The organism is Microbacterium maritypicum, from assembly GCF_041529975.1.
Classification (GTDB): domain Bacteria; phylum Actinomycetota; class Actinomycetes; order Actinomycetales; family Microbacteriaceae; genus Microbacterium.
Genome location: NZ_CP168030.1, coordinates 3,757,444 through 3,771,794 on the forward strand (window position 1 = coordinate 3,757,444; position 14,351 = coordinate 3,771,794).

Consider the following 14,351-nt stretch of genomic DNA (forward strand, 5'->3'; position numbering starts at 1 on the left):
GGGATCCATCGAACGGTTGAGATGCGCGGCGCTCGACGTGACCACCAGGCGCGCAGAGGGCCGACACTGCTATCAGCGCCGGCCCTCAGAGCAAACGATTCCCTTACTTGAATCGGTCATCCTGCTGACTGCGAGAGCCAACCAGCCGCCGGAGGGTGGCACCGACAAACCACAGCAGCGCTGCGACGATCACCACAGATCCGAGAAGGGTGGGGATGGAGAATCCGACGACCATCTGCTCAGCTCCTACGAGTGAATTTGGAACGACCCGCCCCTGTAGCTGAAAGTGGCGTCCGCAGTAACATGACACATTCTATTCCCCCAGGCAGATCTCCGCCGGTGCTCGATAGCACCACGATGTGGGATCTCCGCCCGCTGCGGCCGTCCTAGGACTGAGGACGACGGCTCAGAGGAGCCCGGTGTCGCGGGCGATCGCGATGGCGCGGGCACGGCTGTCGGCGCCGAGCTTCTCGAACACGTGCACGAGGTGCGTCTTCACGGTGGCCTCGGTGACGAACAGGGTCTTCGCGATCTCGCGGTTCGATGCGCCGGTATCGAGCAGCCGGAGTACGTCGAGCTCGCGGTCGGTGAGCCGCACCCGCGGCGCGCGCATGACCTGCACGACCCGCTCGCTGAGCTCGGGGGTGAGCACGAGTCCGCCGGAAGCGGCCTGGCGGATCGCCCGCACGATGTCGTCCGGCGCGACATCCTTGAGCAGGTACCCCGCCGCTCCCGCCTCGATCGCACCGAGGATCTCGGCGTCGCGGTCGAACGTCGTCAGGATCAGCACGGCGGGTGCCGGATGCTGGGCACGAAGCGCGGCGGTCGTCTGCACGCCGTCCATGCCCGCGCCGAGCCGCAGATCGCAGAGCACGACGTCAGGATGCAGGTGCCGTGCGAGAACCACGGCCTCCTCTCCGGAAGCCGCCTCGCCGATCACCTCGACGTCGTCGCGGTTATCGAACAGCGAGCGCACCCCGGCCCGGACGATGGGGTGATCGTCGACGAGCAGCACACGCACGGCGGTCATGCCTCACCCTCCGTTCCACGCCTCACCGATGCGGCACCGCCGAGCGGAACGTGCGCCGAGAGCGCGGTGCCGTCGCCCGGGGCACTCTCCACGTCGAGCCCTCCGCCGAGTTCCCGCAGCCGTGCCCGCATCGAGCGCAGTCCGTAGCCGCCACCCTGGCCGCCGACGCCGCCCTGCGCGTCCCAGTGCCTCGCGTCGAACCCGATGCCGTCGTCGACGATGTCGAGCCTCACCGCGTCGCCGGCATCGGCCAGGGTCACCACGACGCGCGACGCGGATGCGTGCGAGCGGACGTTCGCGAGGGCCGACTGCGCCGTCCGCAGCAGGGCGACCTCGACGTCGATGCCGAGCGCCGGCAGGTCGTCATCGGCGTGCAGGGTCGCCTCGATCCCGGTCTCGTCGGCCAGGCGCTCCAGCATCCGGGCGAGGGCGTCGCCGAGGGCCGTGGACTCCAGCTCGGCCGGCATCAGCGCGTTCACGATGCGTCGCGCATCCGCCAACCCCTCCGCGGCGAGCGCCCCGATCTGCTCGAGGGCACGGGTGCGCTGCGCGGGATCGTCCGCCTCCAGGGCCGAGCGCGCCAGCATCCCGATCGACGACACGCTCTGGGCCACGGTGTCGTGGATGTCGCGCGACACCCGGGTGCGCTCCTCACTCGCGCCGGACTCGCGCTGGGTGCGGGCGAGCTCGTCCTGGAGCGCCGACATCTCCTCCTGGGTCGCGACGAGCGAGGCGATCAGTCGACGGCGCTCCCGCCCGTCGCGGACGAGCTCGAGGTACCCGCGCGAGATCCCCAGCGCGAAGACGCCGCCCACGAGGGGCCCGATCACGTTCGCATAGGTCGTGGTGCCGGTGTGCAGCAGCGGGGCGGTCACCACGACCGCGAGGATCGCCGCGCTCAGCAGCAGTGCCCACCGCAGTCGCATCACGAATCCGGCCAGCAGCCACAGCGGGAAGGCGAGCCACACGAACTCGGGCGAGACGACGACCGCTCCGAGCCAGATGAGCGTCAGCCCGAGCAGCCACCAGGTCGCCAGACGGCGGTCGGACGTGCGCTCGCTGAGCAGCAGCCCGCCGCCGTACCAGCCGAGGAACACGAGCGACACGGCGAGCACCCACGGCAGCGGAACCCCATCGACTGCCGCGCGCCAGGCGCCGATCACGAGCAGCACGACCGTGATGACGGCCTGGCCGATGCGGATGGATCCGACCAGGCTCGCCCACGTGCGCGGGGTGCGGAATCCGTCCGCCCGCTCGTCCCGGCCGGCACGTCCGGTTCGCGTCGGCTCAGTTCGCATCGGTTCAGCTCTCGATGGCGGAGGTGGCGACTGCGGCATCCTCGTATTCTCCCCCGTGCGGCCGATCTGCACCCCGATCGGCGCGGGATCCGCCCCTCCCGACCTTCCCCGGCCACCACATCCGCTCCCCGACGATCGCGAACAGCGCGGGGACCACCAGGGTGCGCACGACGAAGGTGTCGACGAGCACCCCGATCCCGACGATGAGTCCGATCTGTCCGAGCGTGACCAGGGGCAGCAGCCCGAGCGCGGCGAACACGGCCGCGAGCACGACGCCGGCGCTGGTGATCACGCCGCCCGTCGCCGTGAGCGCACGCACCATCCCCTGCCGCGTGCCGACCGTCTGCGCCTCGACGCGCGCCCGATGGACCAGGAAGATCGTGTAATCGATGCCGAGTGCCACCAGGAACAGGAACGACAGCAGCGGCACCTGCAGGTCGAGCGCGTCCCATCCGAACAGCACCCGGCTCAGCCACGTGCCCGCGCCGATCGCCGCGACGGCGCTGAGGATGTTCACCGCGAGCAGCAGCACGGGCGCCACCAGGGAGCGCAGCAGCAGGAGGAGCACGAGCAGACTGACCGCGAGCACGAGCGGGACGATGAGCTGCAGGTCGCGCCGGTTGCCCTCGCGGGCGTCGAGATCGGCGGCGACCGGTCCGCCCACGAGAGCATCGGCACCGGGTGCCGCCGCCGCCGCGCCCCGCACTTCCCGGACGAGATCGAGACTCTCGGTCGTGCCGGGCGCTGGTTCTCCGACGACGAGCAATCGGGTGAGCGTGCCGTCGGCGCTCTCCCCCGTCGCAGACACCCGGAGCACGCCCGGGACGCTTTCGACCGCGGCAGTGAGCGCCTCGACCTCTGCCGTGTCGCCGATCACGATCATCGGCTGCGCCTCGCCGGCGGGGAAGTGCTCGCCGAGCGCGGTGAGCCCTGCCGCCGACTCCGACTCGACCCGGAACTTCTCGACCTGCGTGAGACCGACGGATGCTCCGGCCAGCCCACCCGCGAAGACTCCGAGAAGCGCGAGACCGCCGACGAGCGGCACCCACGGACGGCGGGAGACCCGCGTCGCCACCGCTCCCCAGGCGCGCCCGGTCACGGCGGCGTCGCCGACGCGTGGGGCGAAGGGCCAGAAGATGCGCCGTCCGCACACGGCGAGGGCGGGCGGGAGCACCAGCAGCACCGCGGCGAGCGCGATGAGGAGGCCGACGGCTGACGCGATGCCGAGCCCGCGGGTGCCGGGGATCACGGCGAACGCGAGCGTCGAGAGAGCGAGGACCACGGTCACGTTCGAGGCGACGATCGCGGGCACGGTGGCCCGCCACGCGGCGACCAGTGCGCGCCGGTGGTCGGTGTCTCGTGCGAGCTCTTCGCGATAACGGGAGATGAGCAGGAGGGCGTAATTCGTCCCGGCCCCGAACACGAGCACACTCACGATCCCGGAATCGAACTGCAGGCCGAGCCCCGCCCCGATAGCCGCCGTCGCCTTGTTCGCCAGCTGGTCGGCGAGGGCGACCACCACGAGCGGGATCATCCAGAGCACGGGCGAGCGGTAGGTGACGATGAGCAGCAGCGCGACGATACCGAGCGTCACCATCAGCAGCGTGAAGTCGGCACCATCGAACGCGGAGGCGACGTCCACGCCGAACGCGGGACCACCCGTGACCTGCACGCTCACCCCGTCGATCGGATGCTCCGCCACGATGTCGCGCAGACCGTGGACGGCATCCGCGGCGGCATCGTCGTCGGCATCGTCCAGGGTCAGCGTCGCCTGGATCACCGCTGCCTGCCCATCGTCGCTGACGATCGGACCCCGCGGTGCGACCCCCGTCTGCGCCTCGACATCGGTGGCGAGGGATCCCAGTGCAGCGAGGTCTGTGTCGCCGAGGCGTCCGCCGTCATCGCGAGCCGCGACCAGCAGCACCGCGTGCTCGTCCGCATCGGGGAACTGCTCGGCGAGCGCCGCCGCCCGAGCCGATTCGGAGTCCGGCGGAGCCACGTCGTTGCCCGAAGGGAGCGATACGCGACCGAGGGCGCCGAGGAGCGCCGTGAAAGCCACGACCGCGATCAGCAGGGAGATCCACCCGCCGCGTCGAGAGGTGAGCCACAGCGGAAGGGAGCGGAGGGTGCGGAGCATGGGTCCAGTCCAGCCGCGACGGCGCCGAGGAGGATCGGGCGGGAGGGTGAGACGCGTCTCCATCGTTCGATGGATGCTCCGTACCGCCGCGGGAGGTTCCCGCGAACGGGGTTCCCTCAGGACCTCCCTCATCGCGACCTCCGGGCGTAGCGTCGGTTCCACGGCCGCGGATCGCATCCGCGGCGAAGACGAAAGGACAGCTCATGCACACTCGTACTCTCGGACAGGGCCTCCAGGTCTCAGCGGTCGGCCTCGGCTGCATGGGGATGTCGCAGAGCTACGGTCCGAACCCCGGCAGCCGCGACGACATGATCGCGGTGCTCCGGTCGGCGGTCGACCACGGCGTGGACTTCTTCGACACGGCCGAGGTGTACGGACCGTATGTGAACGAGGAGCTCGTCGGCGAGGCGCTCGAGCCGATCCGCGACAGGGTCGTCATCGCGACCAAGTTCGGGTGGGACATCCAGGAGGGGAAGAGCGTCGGGCTGAACAGCCGACCCGACCAGATCCGCCGGGTGGCCGAGGCATCGCTGCGGAGTCTGCGCACCGATGTGATCGACCTCTTCTACCAGCACCGCGTCGACCCCGACGTGCCGATCGAAGACGTGGCCGGCACCGTGGGCGAGCTGATCGCCGAGGGCAAGGTGCGCCACTTCGGTCTCTCCGAGGCCTCGGCCGACACCATCCGCCGCGCCCATGCCGTGCATCCGGTGACCGCGCTGCAGAGCGAGTACTCGCTGTGGACGCGCGAGCCCGAGGCCGAGATCCTTCCGGTGCTGGCCGAGCTCGGCATCGGGTTCGTGCCCTTCAGCCCGCTCGGCAAGGGGTTCCTGACCGGCACGGTCGACGCCGCGGCGGACTTCGCGGCCGGTGACATCCGCGCCACGATCCCGCGCTTCACGGCCGAGAACCGGGCAGCGAACCAGGCGCTCGTGGCGCACGTCGCCGAGCTGGCCGCGACGAAGGAGGCCACCCCGGGCCAGATCGCCCTCGCCTGGCTGCTCGCCCAGCAGCCGTGGATCGTGCCCATCCCCGGCACCCGGCGCACCGCGCGCATCGCCGAGAACGCGGGCAGCACCGCCACCGCGCTCTCCGCCGACGAGGTCGCCGACCTGTCGACCCTGGCCGCGCGCATCGGCGTGGCCGGCGACCGCTACAACCCGCAGCAGATGGCGTTCGTGGACCGTTGAGCCGCCGACGGCCTCGGTATCGTGAGGCGGGTGACCTCCGCCCGCAGCTACCCCGCGACCATCGCGGCCGCGGTCGAGCACGAGACGGTCATCCGCAAGTCGCGCTTCCTCACCCGCGTCGAACCCGTCTCGTCGGTCGAGCAGGCCGAAGCGGTGATCGCCGGCATCCGCAAGCGGGCCTGGGACGCGAACCACAACTGCACCGCGATGATCACCGGTCTGCTCGGTGATCAGGCGCGATCGTCGGATGACGGAGAGCCCTCGGGCACCGCGGGCATCCCGATGCTGGAGGTGCTGCGGCGCCGGGAGCTGACCGACGTGGTCGCGGTGGTGACACGGTACTTCGGCGGTGTGAAGCTCGGAGCGGGCGGTCTCGTGCGCGCGTACTCCTCGGCGGTGTCCGAGACGCTCGACCTGGCGACCCTGGTGCGGCGTGCGGCGCTCCGACAGGTGACGCTCGAGGTGCCGCATGCGGATGCCGGGCGCTACGACAACCTGCTGCGCGACTGGGCGGTGCATCACGGTGCGACGCTGGGCGAGCCGACCTACGCGGCGATTGCCACGCTCGAGCTGTGGGCGCCCGAGGCGGAGCTTCCGAGGCTCACCGATGACCTGGCCGCAGCATCCGCCGGTGCGGTCGTCCCCGTGCTGGGCGTCGAGCGCATCGTCGACGTCCCCGACTGAACCATCGACGCCGGCGGGATCGGCGAAACCACAAGGATCGGCGGATATCCTGGATGCCGCGGTCGCGGAGGGAGAGCGATGTTCGACAGTCCGCTCTCGGCTTCGGCCTACGAGATCCTCGAGGTCGACCCCGGCGTCGACGACGTCGAGCTGCGCCGCGCCTACCGTCTGCGCCTGCGTCAGACCCACCCCGACACCGGTGGCGACGCGGCGATCTTCATCCAGGTGCAGCGCGCCTGGGAGCTGATCGGCACCGCCGAGGGTCGCGCCGCCTACGACCGCCGGACCGGTGTGACCCACGAGGCGGGCTCCGAGTGGAGCGGGTGGCGTCCGCCGCCGACCCGCACCGACACGCGCCCGCGGGCCCGGTCGTACGGTCACCCCGGCGGCTGGCGCCGCGAGCGCTACCTCGACCTCATCCGCGAATGGGCCGGCCGTGGCGTCGAGGTCCCCGATCCCTACGACCCCGCGCTCGTGCGCTCGGCACCGCGTGACCTGCGCCGGCTCCTCGCCGACGCCCTGGCGGAGGAGGCCACCGCACGCACGGTGTCCGACCTGGGCATGGGCTTCACGGTGTGGCATGACGTCGCCGCGGGAGCCGATGCCGACGACAAGCTCGACCACGTGGTGCTGGGCCCCTCGGGCCTGTACGGCGTGATGTCCGAGGACTTCGGCGGGGTCGTCGGCTTCCGTCGCGGCGAGATCACGGGACCGAGCCTCGGCACCCGCGCGCCCGTGACCGCCGCGCTCGGGCGGATGCGCACGGTCGCCAAGGCCGCGAAGGTGCGCTTCGGCGGTGCGATCATCGTGCTGCCCGACGACGACCTCTCCCAGGCGGTCACCCCGCTCGGCACGACCCGGGGCGTTCCGGTCGTGGTGGTGCGGCGCAGTGCGCTCGCCATGGTGCTGCGCCAGGGAGTTCCGCAGGCGCGGGCCATCGGCGGCAACGAGCTGTTCGACGTGCGCACCCGACTGCAGCAGACCGTGCGCTTCGTCTGACCCGGGCCGGCGGGGGTTACGGTGTCGTTGTGGCTGCACGCGAACCGATACTCGAACACCCCATCTCCGAAGCACCGGCCGGAAAGCTGGTGCTCCTGCGCCACGGCGAGACCGAATGGTCGCGGACCGGCAGGCACACGGGGCTCACCGACATCCCCCTCACGGGGCGCGGCGAGGATCTGGCCCGTCGCGCGGGTGCGCTCGTGGCGGACTACGACTTCTCGCTCGTTCTGACGTCTCCGCTCGTGCGGGCGCAGCGCACCGCGGAGCTCGCGGGCCTGCACGCCGAGATCGATCCGCTGCTCGTCGAGTGGGACTACGGCGGATACGAGGGTCGCACCACGAAGGACATCCGTGCGGACCTCGGCTACGGCTGGAGCACCTTCACCCACGGCGTGATCCCCGGGCGCACCCCCGGCGAGACCGTGGAAGAGGTCGCCGCGCGGGCGTCGCGGGTGCTCACGCGGGTCCTGCCGGCGATGTCGCAGGGAGACGTCGCGCTGGTCGCGCACGGCCACTTCCTGCGCATCCTGACGGCGGTGTACCTGCGGCTCGCTCCGCGCTTCGGCGCCCAGATCAGCCTGGATGCCGGGTCGGTGTCGGTTCTCGGCTTCGCGCGCGAGCAGCCCGCCATCCTGTCGTGGAACTACGGTCCGGAGCTGCCTTCGGCACCCGCCGAATCCTGACGCGACAGGTATGCGCGCGCCGCACCGAGGAGTAGCGTGCCCGCATGGCGATCGCGACGGAGACGATGCAGTGGCTGCTCGACGGTGACCCCGCGCTGCGCTGGCAGGTGGAGCGCGACCTGCTGCGGGAGCCCGAGCAGGTGTGGCAGGCGACGCGCGCTCGGGTGGCGACCGAGGGCTTCGGTGCCGCTCTCCTCGCCCGGCAGGACGCTGATGGCCAGTGGGCCGGCGGCGCCTTCTTCCCGGCGGGCTTCTTCGGCAGCCCGGAGGCCGAGGAGCCGGGGCAGCCGTGGACGGCCACGACCTGGTCCCTGAACGATCTGCGCGAGTGGGGCGTGGAGGCCGCCGTGCTCGGCGACACCGCGGACCGCCTGTCGCAGAACAGCCGGTGGGAGTACGACGACCTGCCCTATTGGGGCGGCGAGGTCGACGTGTGCATCAACGCCTACACGCTGGCGAACGGCGCCTGGCTGGGGGCGGACGTGGCCGCCCTCGCCCGATGGTTCCCCGCTCACCGCCTCGAGGACGGCGGGTGGAACTGCGAGGCGGAGGAGGGCGACTCGGTGCGGTCGTCGTTCCACTCCACGCTCAACGCCCTGCGCGGGATGCTCGCCTATGAGCGGCTCACCGGCGACACGTCGCTGCGCGAGGCGCGGCACTCGGGCGAGGAGTATCTGCTGCGACGTCGGCTGCTGTACCGCGAGTCGACCGGCGAACAGGTCGGCCCGTTCGTGGGGCGCTTCGTGTATCCGAGTCGTCATCGGTTCAGCGCGCTCACCGCCCTGGACCATTTCCGCGAGGCATCGCTCGTCGAGGGCGGCGCACCCGACGACCGGATCGCGGATGCCGTCGAGCTGGTCCGCGCCGCGCGACGGGCGGACGGCACGTGGACGCAGACCACTCCGCTCGCCGGTCGCACCTGGTTCCCGGTCGATGCCGGGGAGGGTCATCCCTCCCGCTGGCTGACACTCATCGGCACCCGCGTGCTCGACTGGGCCGGACGCGCCTGAGTCGACGTCGCACCGCCGCGGCGCAGCATCCTGATATGCGTTCTTTTGAGTTATTCAAATAACGGGGTACACTCGAGGCATGGAGACAGAACTCGACTCGGCGCTTCGCGTTGCCGGGCTGCGTGCGACCGCGGGCCGCGTCGCCGTTCTCGAGGCTCTCGACTCCATGGCCCATACCGATGCGGAGCGGGTCTACCGCGCCGTGTCCGAAGTGCTGCCGACCACGTCGATCCAGTCGGTGCACAACATCCTCGCGGACCTGACGACGGCGGGTCTCATCCGCCGGATCGAACCGGCAGGTTCCGCGGCGCTCTATGAGCGGCGCATCGACGACAACCACCACCACGTCGTCTGCACCTCCTGCGGTGCGGTCGGCGATGTGGACTGCGTCGTCGGCGAAGCGCCGTGTCTCACCCCGTCCTCGACGGGTGGATTCACCGTCCAGACCGCCGAGGTCACCTTCTGGGGCCTCTGCCCCAGCTGCCAGAACGCCGCGCAATAGCCGACCGACGGACACCCATCCACGGATGGGGGTATTCGTCGCGCCTGCGCGGAGAAGGAGAGAACCATGACGAAACCTGCCGATTCGTACCGTCCGTCCACCACCACGCAGGCCGGAGCCCCGATCGCGAGCGACGCGCATTCGCTCACCGTCGGCGCCGATGGCCCCACCGTGCTGCATGACCACTACCTGGTCGAGAAGATCGCGGCGTTCAACCGCGAGCGTGTGCCGGAGCGCAACCCGCACGCGAAGGGCGGCGGCGCCTTCGGCGAGTTCGTCGTCACGGAGGACGTGTCGGCGTACACCCAGGCTGCGGTCTTCCAGAAGGGCGCGAAGAGCGAGGCGCTGATCCGCTTCTCCTCCGTCGCCGGAGAGCAGGGCTCGCCCGACACCTGGCGCGACGTGCGCGGGTTCTCGCTGCGGCTCTATTCGGAAGAGGGCAACCTCGACATCGTCGGCAACAACACCCCGACCTTCTTCCTGCGCGACGCGATCAAGTTCCCGGACTTCATCCACTCGCAGAAGCGCCTCGGCGACTCGGGTCTGCGCGACCCCGACATGCAGTGGGACTTCTGGACCCTCTCGCCCGAGACCGCGCACCAGGTGACCTACCTCATGGGCGACCGCGGCCTCCCGCGCAGCTGGCGGCACATGAACGGCTACGGCTCGCACACCTTCTCGTGGGTGAACGAAGCCGGTGAACTCTTCTGGATGCGCTACCACTTCGTGTCGAACCAGGGTGTCGAGGCGATGGGTGCCGACGAAGCGCAGCAGCTCGCCGGATCCGACGCCGACCACTACCGCCGTGATCTGTTCGAGGCGATCGCCCGCGGCGACCACCCGTCGTGGGATCTGTACGTGCAGATCATGCCGTACGACGAGGCCAAGACCTACCGGTTCAACCCGTTCGACCTCACCAAGACGATCTCGCTGAAGGACTACCCGCGCATCAAGGTCGGCACGCTCACCCTGAACCGCAACCCGGAGAACTTCTTCACGCAGATCGAGCAGGCCGGCTTCTCACCGGGGAACCAGGTGCGCGGCACCGGGATCTCACCCGACAAGATGCTGATGGGCCGCATCTTCGCGTACCCCGACGCGCAGCGTCACCGCATCGGCGCGAACTACAACCAGCTGCCGGTGAACCAGCCACACGCAGCCGAGGCACGCAACTACCAGCACGAAGGAGCGATGCGGTACCAGCACAACGACGCCGCGCACCGCACCTACCAGCCGAACTCGTTCGGACCTGCCGGCGGACCCGAAGCGGATCCGTCGAAGGGCATCGAGGCGAACTGGGAGGCCGACGGCGAACTCGTGCGTTCCGCCGCCACGCTGCACGCCGAGGACGACGACTTCGGGCAGGCGGGCACGCTCTACCGCGAGGTCTTCGACGGCGAGCAGCGGGCGCGGTTCCTCGAGACCCTCACCGGTCAGGGCCGCTCCATCACCATCGACGACATCCGCGAGCGGTTCTTCCAGTACTGGACGAACGTGGATGCCGAGCTCGGCGCAGCCCTGCGGGATCGGGTCTGATCCGCGCCATCCGCTGAGACCCCGTCTTCGCGCCGAGACCCCCTCCTGCCCACGTCGGCAGGAGGGGGTCTCGGCGTTACGGCGGGGTCTCGGGGTTGGAGGCCGGGTCTCGGGGTTGGAGGCCGGGTCTCGGGGTTGGAGGCGGGGTCTCGGGGTTGGAGGCGGGGTCTCGGCACAGGGCCGTGGAGCAGCGCCGCTGACGCGGAACAGGGCCAAGATGGAAGGGTGGCCACCCCCCTCTCCGACCTGACCGGCATGCCCGACCCGCAGCACGTGTACGCCGCCGACGGCACACGCCTGGCGACGTACACCTGGGGCGACCCGGATGCTCCCGTCGTCGTGATCGTGCACGGATTCGCGTCGAGCGCCCGCGACAACTGGGTCCTCACCGGCTGGGTGCGCGAGCTCGACCGCGCCGGCTACCGGGTGCTCGCGCTCGATCAGCGTGGGCATGGGCGCAGCGAGAAGCCGCACGATCCGGAGGGGTACCGCATCCGGACGCTGGTGACCGATGTCGAGACCGTGATGGACACATACCTCGTGGACGACGCGTTCTACGTCGGCTACTCGCTCGGAGCCCGCGTGGGCTGGGAAGTGGTGCGCGAGCTGCCCCACCGCATCGGCCGGGCGGTGCTCGGCGGAGTGCCGGACGGCATCCCCCTGGCCCGCCTCGACCTGGACCAGGTGCGGGCGTACATCGCCGACGGCACCCCGGTCGCCGACCCCACGACGCAGAACTACATCGCGCTGACGGAGCGGGTACCCGGCAACGACCTGCGGGCACTGGTCGCGCTCGCGGAAGGGATGCGGTCGTCAGGGATGATCGACCCCGATCCATCGGATGCGCCGACGCGCCCGATCCTGTTCGCCACGGGTTCGAAGGATGCCATCATCGAGGGTTCACGGGCACTGGCGTCCGCGGCCCCCGACGGTCGCTTCTTCGAGATCCCGAACCGGAACCACTTCAACGCTCCGGGATCGCGGGACTTCAAAGAGGCGGCGCTGGCGTTCCTCTCCGAGGCGTAGCCGCTCGCCCGCTCGCCCACTCGCTCGCCCGCCCATTGCGAAGGAGTTCTCACGGATTGAAGGAGCGGATGCCGCATCCGGTCCTTCATTCCGTGATTTCTCCTTCGTTCCGTGCGAGCGAGGTGAGGGGCGCGGGCCCCCGGCCTAGACGGCGGAGCTCTCCGCGCGCTGGGGCAGCACCCATCCCGCGCGCGGGAAGTGGCAGGTGTAGCCGTTGGGGTACTTGATCAGGTAGTCCTGGTGCTCTTCCTCGGCCTCCCAGAACGGGCCCGCGGCCTCGATCGTGGTGACGGCCTTGCCCGGCCACAGGCCCGAGGCGTCGACGTCGGCGATCGTGTCGCGCGCGACCGTTTCCTGCTCGGGAGAGAGCGGGAAGATCGCCGAGCGGTAGCTCGAGCCGATGTCGTTGCCCTGACGGTCCTTCGTGGACGGGTCGTGGATCTGGAAGAAGAACGCGAGGATGTCGCGGTACGTCGTCTTGGTCGGGTCGAACACGATCTCCACGGCCTCGGCGTGGCCGGGGTGATTGCGGTAGGTCGCGTGGTCGTTCGATCCGCCGGTGTAGCCGACGCGCGTGCCGATCACGCCGGGCTGGCGGCGGATCAGGTCTTCCATGCCCCAGAAACAACCGCCGGCGAGAACGGCCGTCTCGGTCCCGGGCGTGCGCGTGATGGTTCCGGTGTCGGTCATGACTGCTCCTCAGAGGTGTCGGTGGTGGGGGTGTTCGGCGTCTTCGCGAAGAGGGGACTGTAGCGACCGTACCCCTCCTCCTCCAGCCTGTCAGCCGGGACGAAGCGGAGGGCCGCCGAGTTCATGCAGTAGCGGAGCCCGCCCTCATCGCGGGGGCCGTCGTCGAAGACGTGGCCGAGGTGGCTGTCGGCGTTCGCGGAGCGCGCTTCGGTGCGCTTCATGAACAACGAGCGGTCGGTGCGCGTGGTGACGGCATCCGCCTCGATGGGCTTGGTGAAGCTGGGCCATCCGGTTCCGCTGTCGAACTTGTCGGTCGACGAGAACAGCGGCTCGCCCGAGACGACGTCGACGTAGATGCCGTCGTCGTGGTTGTTCCAGTACGCGTTGCGGAACGGCGGTTCGGTCGCGTCCTGCTGCGTCACCTCGTACTGCAGGTTCGTGAGGCCGCTGACGGCCTCGGGGGTCTTGCCGTAGTCGTTCGACATGATCTGACTCCTTAGTCCGACGTCGCTGGCTGCGGCGTCATAGGGAAGAACCGTGGACTGCGCCTTTTTGGTCCCTCGGGGCTGGGAGCGCGCTGTGAGTTTCTGCGAACTCGATAGAGTTGCCTCCGCACTGCACACCGCCCGAGGGGAACCGCCCATGTCCGTAGGACTGCTCGCCGTCGTCGACGACATCCTGAGCGCCGCGATGAAGGCCTCGGCCAAGGCAGCGGGTGTCGTGATCGACGACGCCGCGGTCACCCCGCAGTACGTGCAGGGCATCACGCCCGCGCGCGAGCTGCCCGTGGTCGGCAAGATCGCGCTCGGTTCGCTCGCGAACAAGTTCCTCATCATCATCCCGGCGGCACTGCTCCTCACCGCTTTCGCGCCGTGGGTGCTGCCGTATCTGCTGATCCTGGGTGGCGCGTACCTGTGCTTCGAGGGGGCCGAGAAGGTGCTCGAGTGGTTCGGCGTGCAGCACGGCCATGCCGACGAGGGCGCTCGCGACGAGAAGAAGCTGGTCCTGGGCGCGGTGCGCACCGACCTGATCCTCTCGACCGAGATCATGCTCATCTCGCTGGCGAGCCTGGAGAAGGGGCTCGACATCTGGGCGACGCTCGCGATCCTCGCCGTGATCGCACTCCTGATGACGGGCGTCGTGTACGGCGCCGTCGCCCTGCTGGTGAAGATCGACGACATCGGTCTGAAGATGGCGAAGAACCCGGTGCGGCGCGTGCGTCACACCGGAACCCGGATCGTGCGATCGATGCCCGCGGTGTTCCGCTTCATCAGCATCCTGGGCACGGTCGCGATGCTGTGGGTCGGTGGACACCTGGTGCTCGTGAACCTCGGCGAGGTCGGCTGGCACTTCCCGGTCGACGTGCTGCACGGCGTGGAGCACGCGCTCCACAACCTCGGCCCGGTCGTCGTCTGGATCGTCGACACCATCATCTCCGCGATCGCCGGTCTCATCCTCGGGCTGCTCATCGTCGGGATCGTGCTGGGCATCGCGAAGCTGTTCGGCAAGACGCCGAACTTCCACGAGGGCGAGGAATCCCCCGCCGACGTGCACGTCTGAGTC

General features: G+C 70.1%; 14 protein-coding genes. 9 read left to right on the forward strand and 5 right to left on the reverse strand.

Annotated elements, in window-relative coordinates; all coding sequences use genetic code 11:
• Positions 1-406 precede the first annotated feature (406 nt).
• The 3 genes from ACCO44_RS18210 to ACCO44_RS18220 are packed head-to-tail and all read right to left on the reverse strand — an operon-like array spanning position 407 to position 4,465.
• Positions 407-1,030, reverse strand: coding sequence for a response regulator transcription factor (locus ACCO44_RS18210; RefSeq protein WP_105711731.1), 624 nt, complete (start codon positions 1,028-1,030; stop codon positions 407-409).
• Positions 1,027-2,328 (reverse strand): sensor histidine kinase, encoded by a 1,302-nt coding sequence (locus ACCO44_RS18215; RefSeq protein WP_372467683.1) that lies wholly within the window; start codon positions 2,326-2,328, stop codon positions 1,027-1,029. Before ACCO44_RS18215 ends, ACCO44_RS18210 begins: the two co-directional genes overlap by 4 nt.
• 4 nt (positions 2,329-2,332) lie before the next feature.
• The gene (locus ACCO44_RS18220) at positions 2,333-4,465 is read right to left on the reverse strand and encodes an MMPL family transporter (RefSeq protein ID WP_372467684.1); all 2,133 of its coding nucleotides are present in this window, start codon (positions 4,463-4,465) and stop codon (positions 2,333-2,335) included.
• Between the two features lie 203 nt (positions 4,466-4,668).
• Between ACCO44_RS18220 and ACCO44_RS18225 the strand changes: the two genes are divergently transcribed.
• The 8 genes from ACCO44_RS18225 (at position 4,669) to ACCO44_RS18260 (ending at position 12,098) form a co-directional block, all read left to right on the forward strand.
• Positions 4,669-5,655, forward strand: a complete 987-nt coding sequence (locus tag ACCO44_RS18225) for an aldo/keto reductase (protein ID WP_372467685.1) — start codon at positions 4,669-4,671, stop codon at positions 5,653-5,655.
• 30 nt (positions 5,656-5,685) lie between these two features.
• Positions 5,686-6,339, forward strand: a complete 654-nt coding sequence (locus tag ACCO44_RS18230; protein ID WP_372467686.1) for a YigZ family protein — start codon at positions 5,686-5,688, stop codon at positions 6,337-6,339.
• Positions 6,340-6,417: 78 nt separating this feature from the next.
• The gene (locus ACCO44_RS18235) at positions 6,418-7,338 is read left to right on the forward strand and encodes a J domain-containing protein (RefSeq protein ID WP_372467687.1); all 921 of its coding nucleotides are present in this window, start codon (positions 6,418-6,420) and stop codon (positions 7,336-7,338) included.
• Between the two features lie 29 nt (positions 7,339-7,367).
• Entirely contained in the window at positions 7,368-8,024 is a 657-nt protein-coding gene (locus tag ACCO44_RS18240; protein ID WP_372467688.1) for a histidine phosphatase family protein, read from the forward strand.
• A 44-nt stretch (positions 8,025-8,068) separates the two neighbouring features.
• The gene (locus ACCO44_RS18245) at positions 8,069-9,034 is read left to right on the forward strand and encodes a squalene cyclase (RefSeq protein WP_372467689.1); all 966 of its coding nucleotides are present in this window, start codon (positions 8,069-8,071) and stop codon (positions 9,032-9,034) included.
• 79 nt (positions 9,035-9,113) lie between these two features.
• Complete coding sequence (locus ACCO44_RS18250; protein WP_029264333.1) at positions 9,114-9,536, forward strand: Fur family transcriptional regulator; 423 nt, start codon at positions 9,114-9,116, stop codon at positions 9,534-9,536.
• Positions 9,537-9,602: 66 nt separating this feature from the next.
• Positions 9,603-11,072 (forward strand): catalase, encoded by a 1,470-nt coding sequence (locus ACCO44_RS18255; RefSeq protein WP_372467690.1) that lies wholly within the window; start codon positions 9,603-9,605, stop codon positions 11,070-11,072.
• Between the two features lie 225 nt (positions 11,073-11,297).
• Entirely contained in the window at positions 11,298-12,098 is an 801-nt protein-coding gene (locus ACCO44_RS18260) for an alpha/beta fold hydrolase (protein WP_372467691.1), read from the forward strand.
• A gap of 144 nt (positions 12,099-12,242) precedes the next feature.
• On the opposite strand, the gene msrA is transcribed toward ACCO44_RS18260, so the two are convergent.
• Positions 12,243-12,788, reverse strand: coding sequence for a peptide-methionine (S)-S-oxide reductase MsrA (msrA, locus tag ACCO44_RS18265; protein ID WP_029264330.1), 546 nt, complete (start codon positions 12,786-12,788; stop codon positions 12,243-12,245).
• Positions 12,785-13,273, reverse strand: coding sequence for a peptide-methionine (R)-S-oxide reductase MsrB (gene msrB, locus ACCO44_RS18270; protein WP_029264329.1), 489 nt, complete (start codon positions 13,271-13,273; stop codon positions 12,785-12,787). Before msrB ends, msrA begins: the two co-directional genes overlap by 4 nt.
• A gap of 157 nt (positions 13,274-13,430) precedes the next feature.
• On the opposite strand from msrB, the gene ACCO44_RS18275 reads away from it, so the two are divergent.
• The gene (locus ACCO44_RS18275; RefSeq protein ID WP_091030665.1) at positions 13,431-14,348 is read left to right on the forward strand and encodes a DUF808 domain-containing protein; all 918 of its coding nucleotides are present in this window, start codon (positions 13,431-13,433) and stop codon (positions 14,346-14,348) included.
• The last annotated feature ends 3 nt before the right edge of the window (positions 14,349-14,351 follow it).

Coding starts and splice junctions, on each gene's coding strand:
- ACCO44_RS18210 (WP_105711731.1), bottom strand. CDS start 1,030: ATGACCGCCGTGCGTGTGCTGCTCGTCGACGATCACCCCATCGTCCGG.
- ACCO44_RS18215 (WP_372467683.1), bottom strand. CDS start 2,328: ATGCGAACTGAGCCGACGCGAACCGGACGTGCCGGCCGGGACGAGCGG.
- ACCO44_RS18220 (WP_372467684.1), bottom strand. CDS start 4,465: ATGCTCCGCACCCTCCGCTCCCTTCCGCTGTGGCTCACCTCTCGACGC.
- ACCO44_RS18225 (WP_372467685.1), top strand. CDS start 4,669: ATGCACACTCGTACTCTCGGACAGGGCCTCCAGGTCTCAGCGGTCGGC.
- ACCO44_RS18235 (WP_372467687.1), top strand. CDS start 6,418: ATGTTCGACAGTCCGCTCTCGGCTTCGGCCTACGAGATCCTCGAGGTC.
- ACCO44_RS18245 (WP_372467689.1), top strand. CDS start 8,069: ATGGCGATCGCGACGGAGACGATGCAGTGGCTGCTCGACGGTGACCCC.
- ACCO44_RS18250 (WP_029264333.1), top strand. CDS start 9,114: ATGGAGACAGAACTCGACTCGGCGCTTCGCGTTGCCGGGCTGCGTGCG.
- ACCO44_RS18255 (WP_372467690.1), top strand. CDS start 9,603: ATGACGAAACCTGCCGATTCGTACCGTCCGTCCACCACCACGCAGGCC.
- msrA (WP_029264330.1), bottom strand. CDS start 12,788: ATGACCGACACCGGAACCATCACGCGCACGCCCGGGACCGAGACGGCC.
- msrB (WP_029264329.1), bottom strand. CDS start 13,273: ATGTCGAACGACTACGGCAAGACCCCCGAGGCCGTCAGCGGCCTCACG.
- ACCO44_RS18275 (WP_091030665.1), top strand. CDS start 13,431: ATGTCCGTAGGACTGCTCGCCGTCGTCGACGACATCCTGAGCGCCGCG.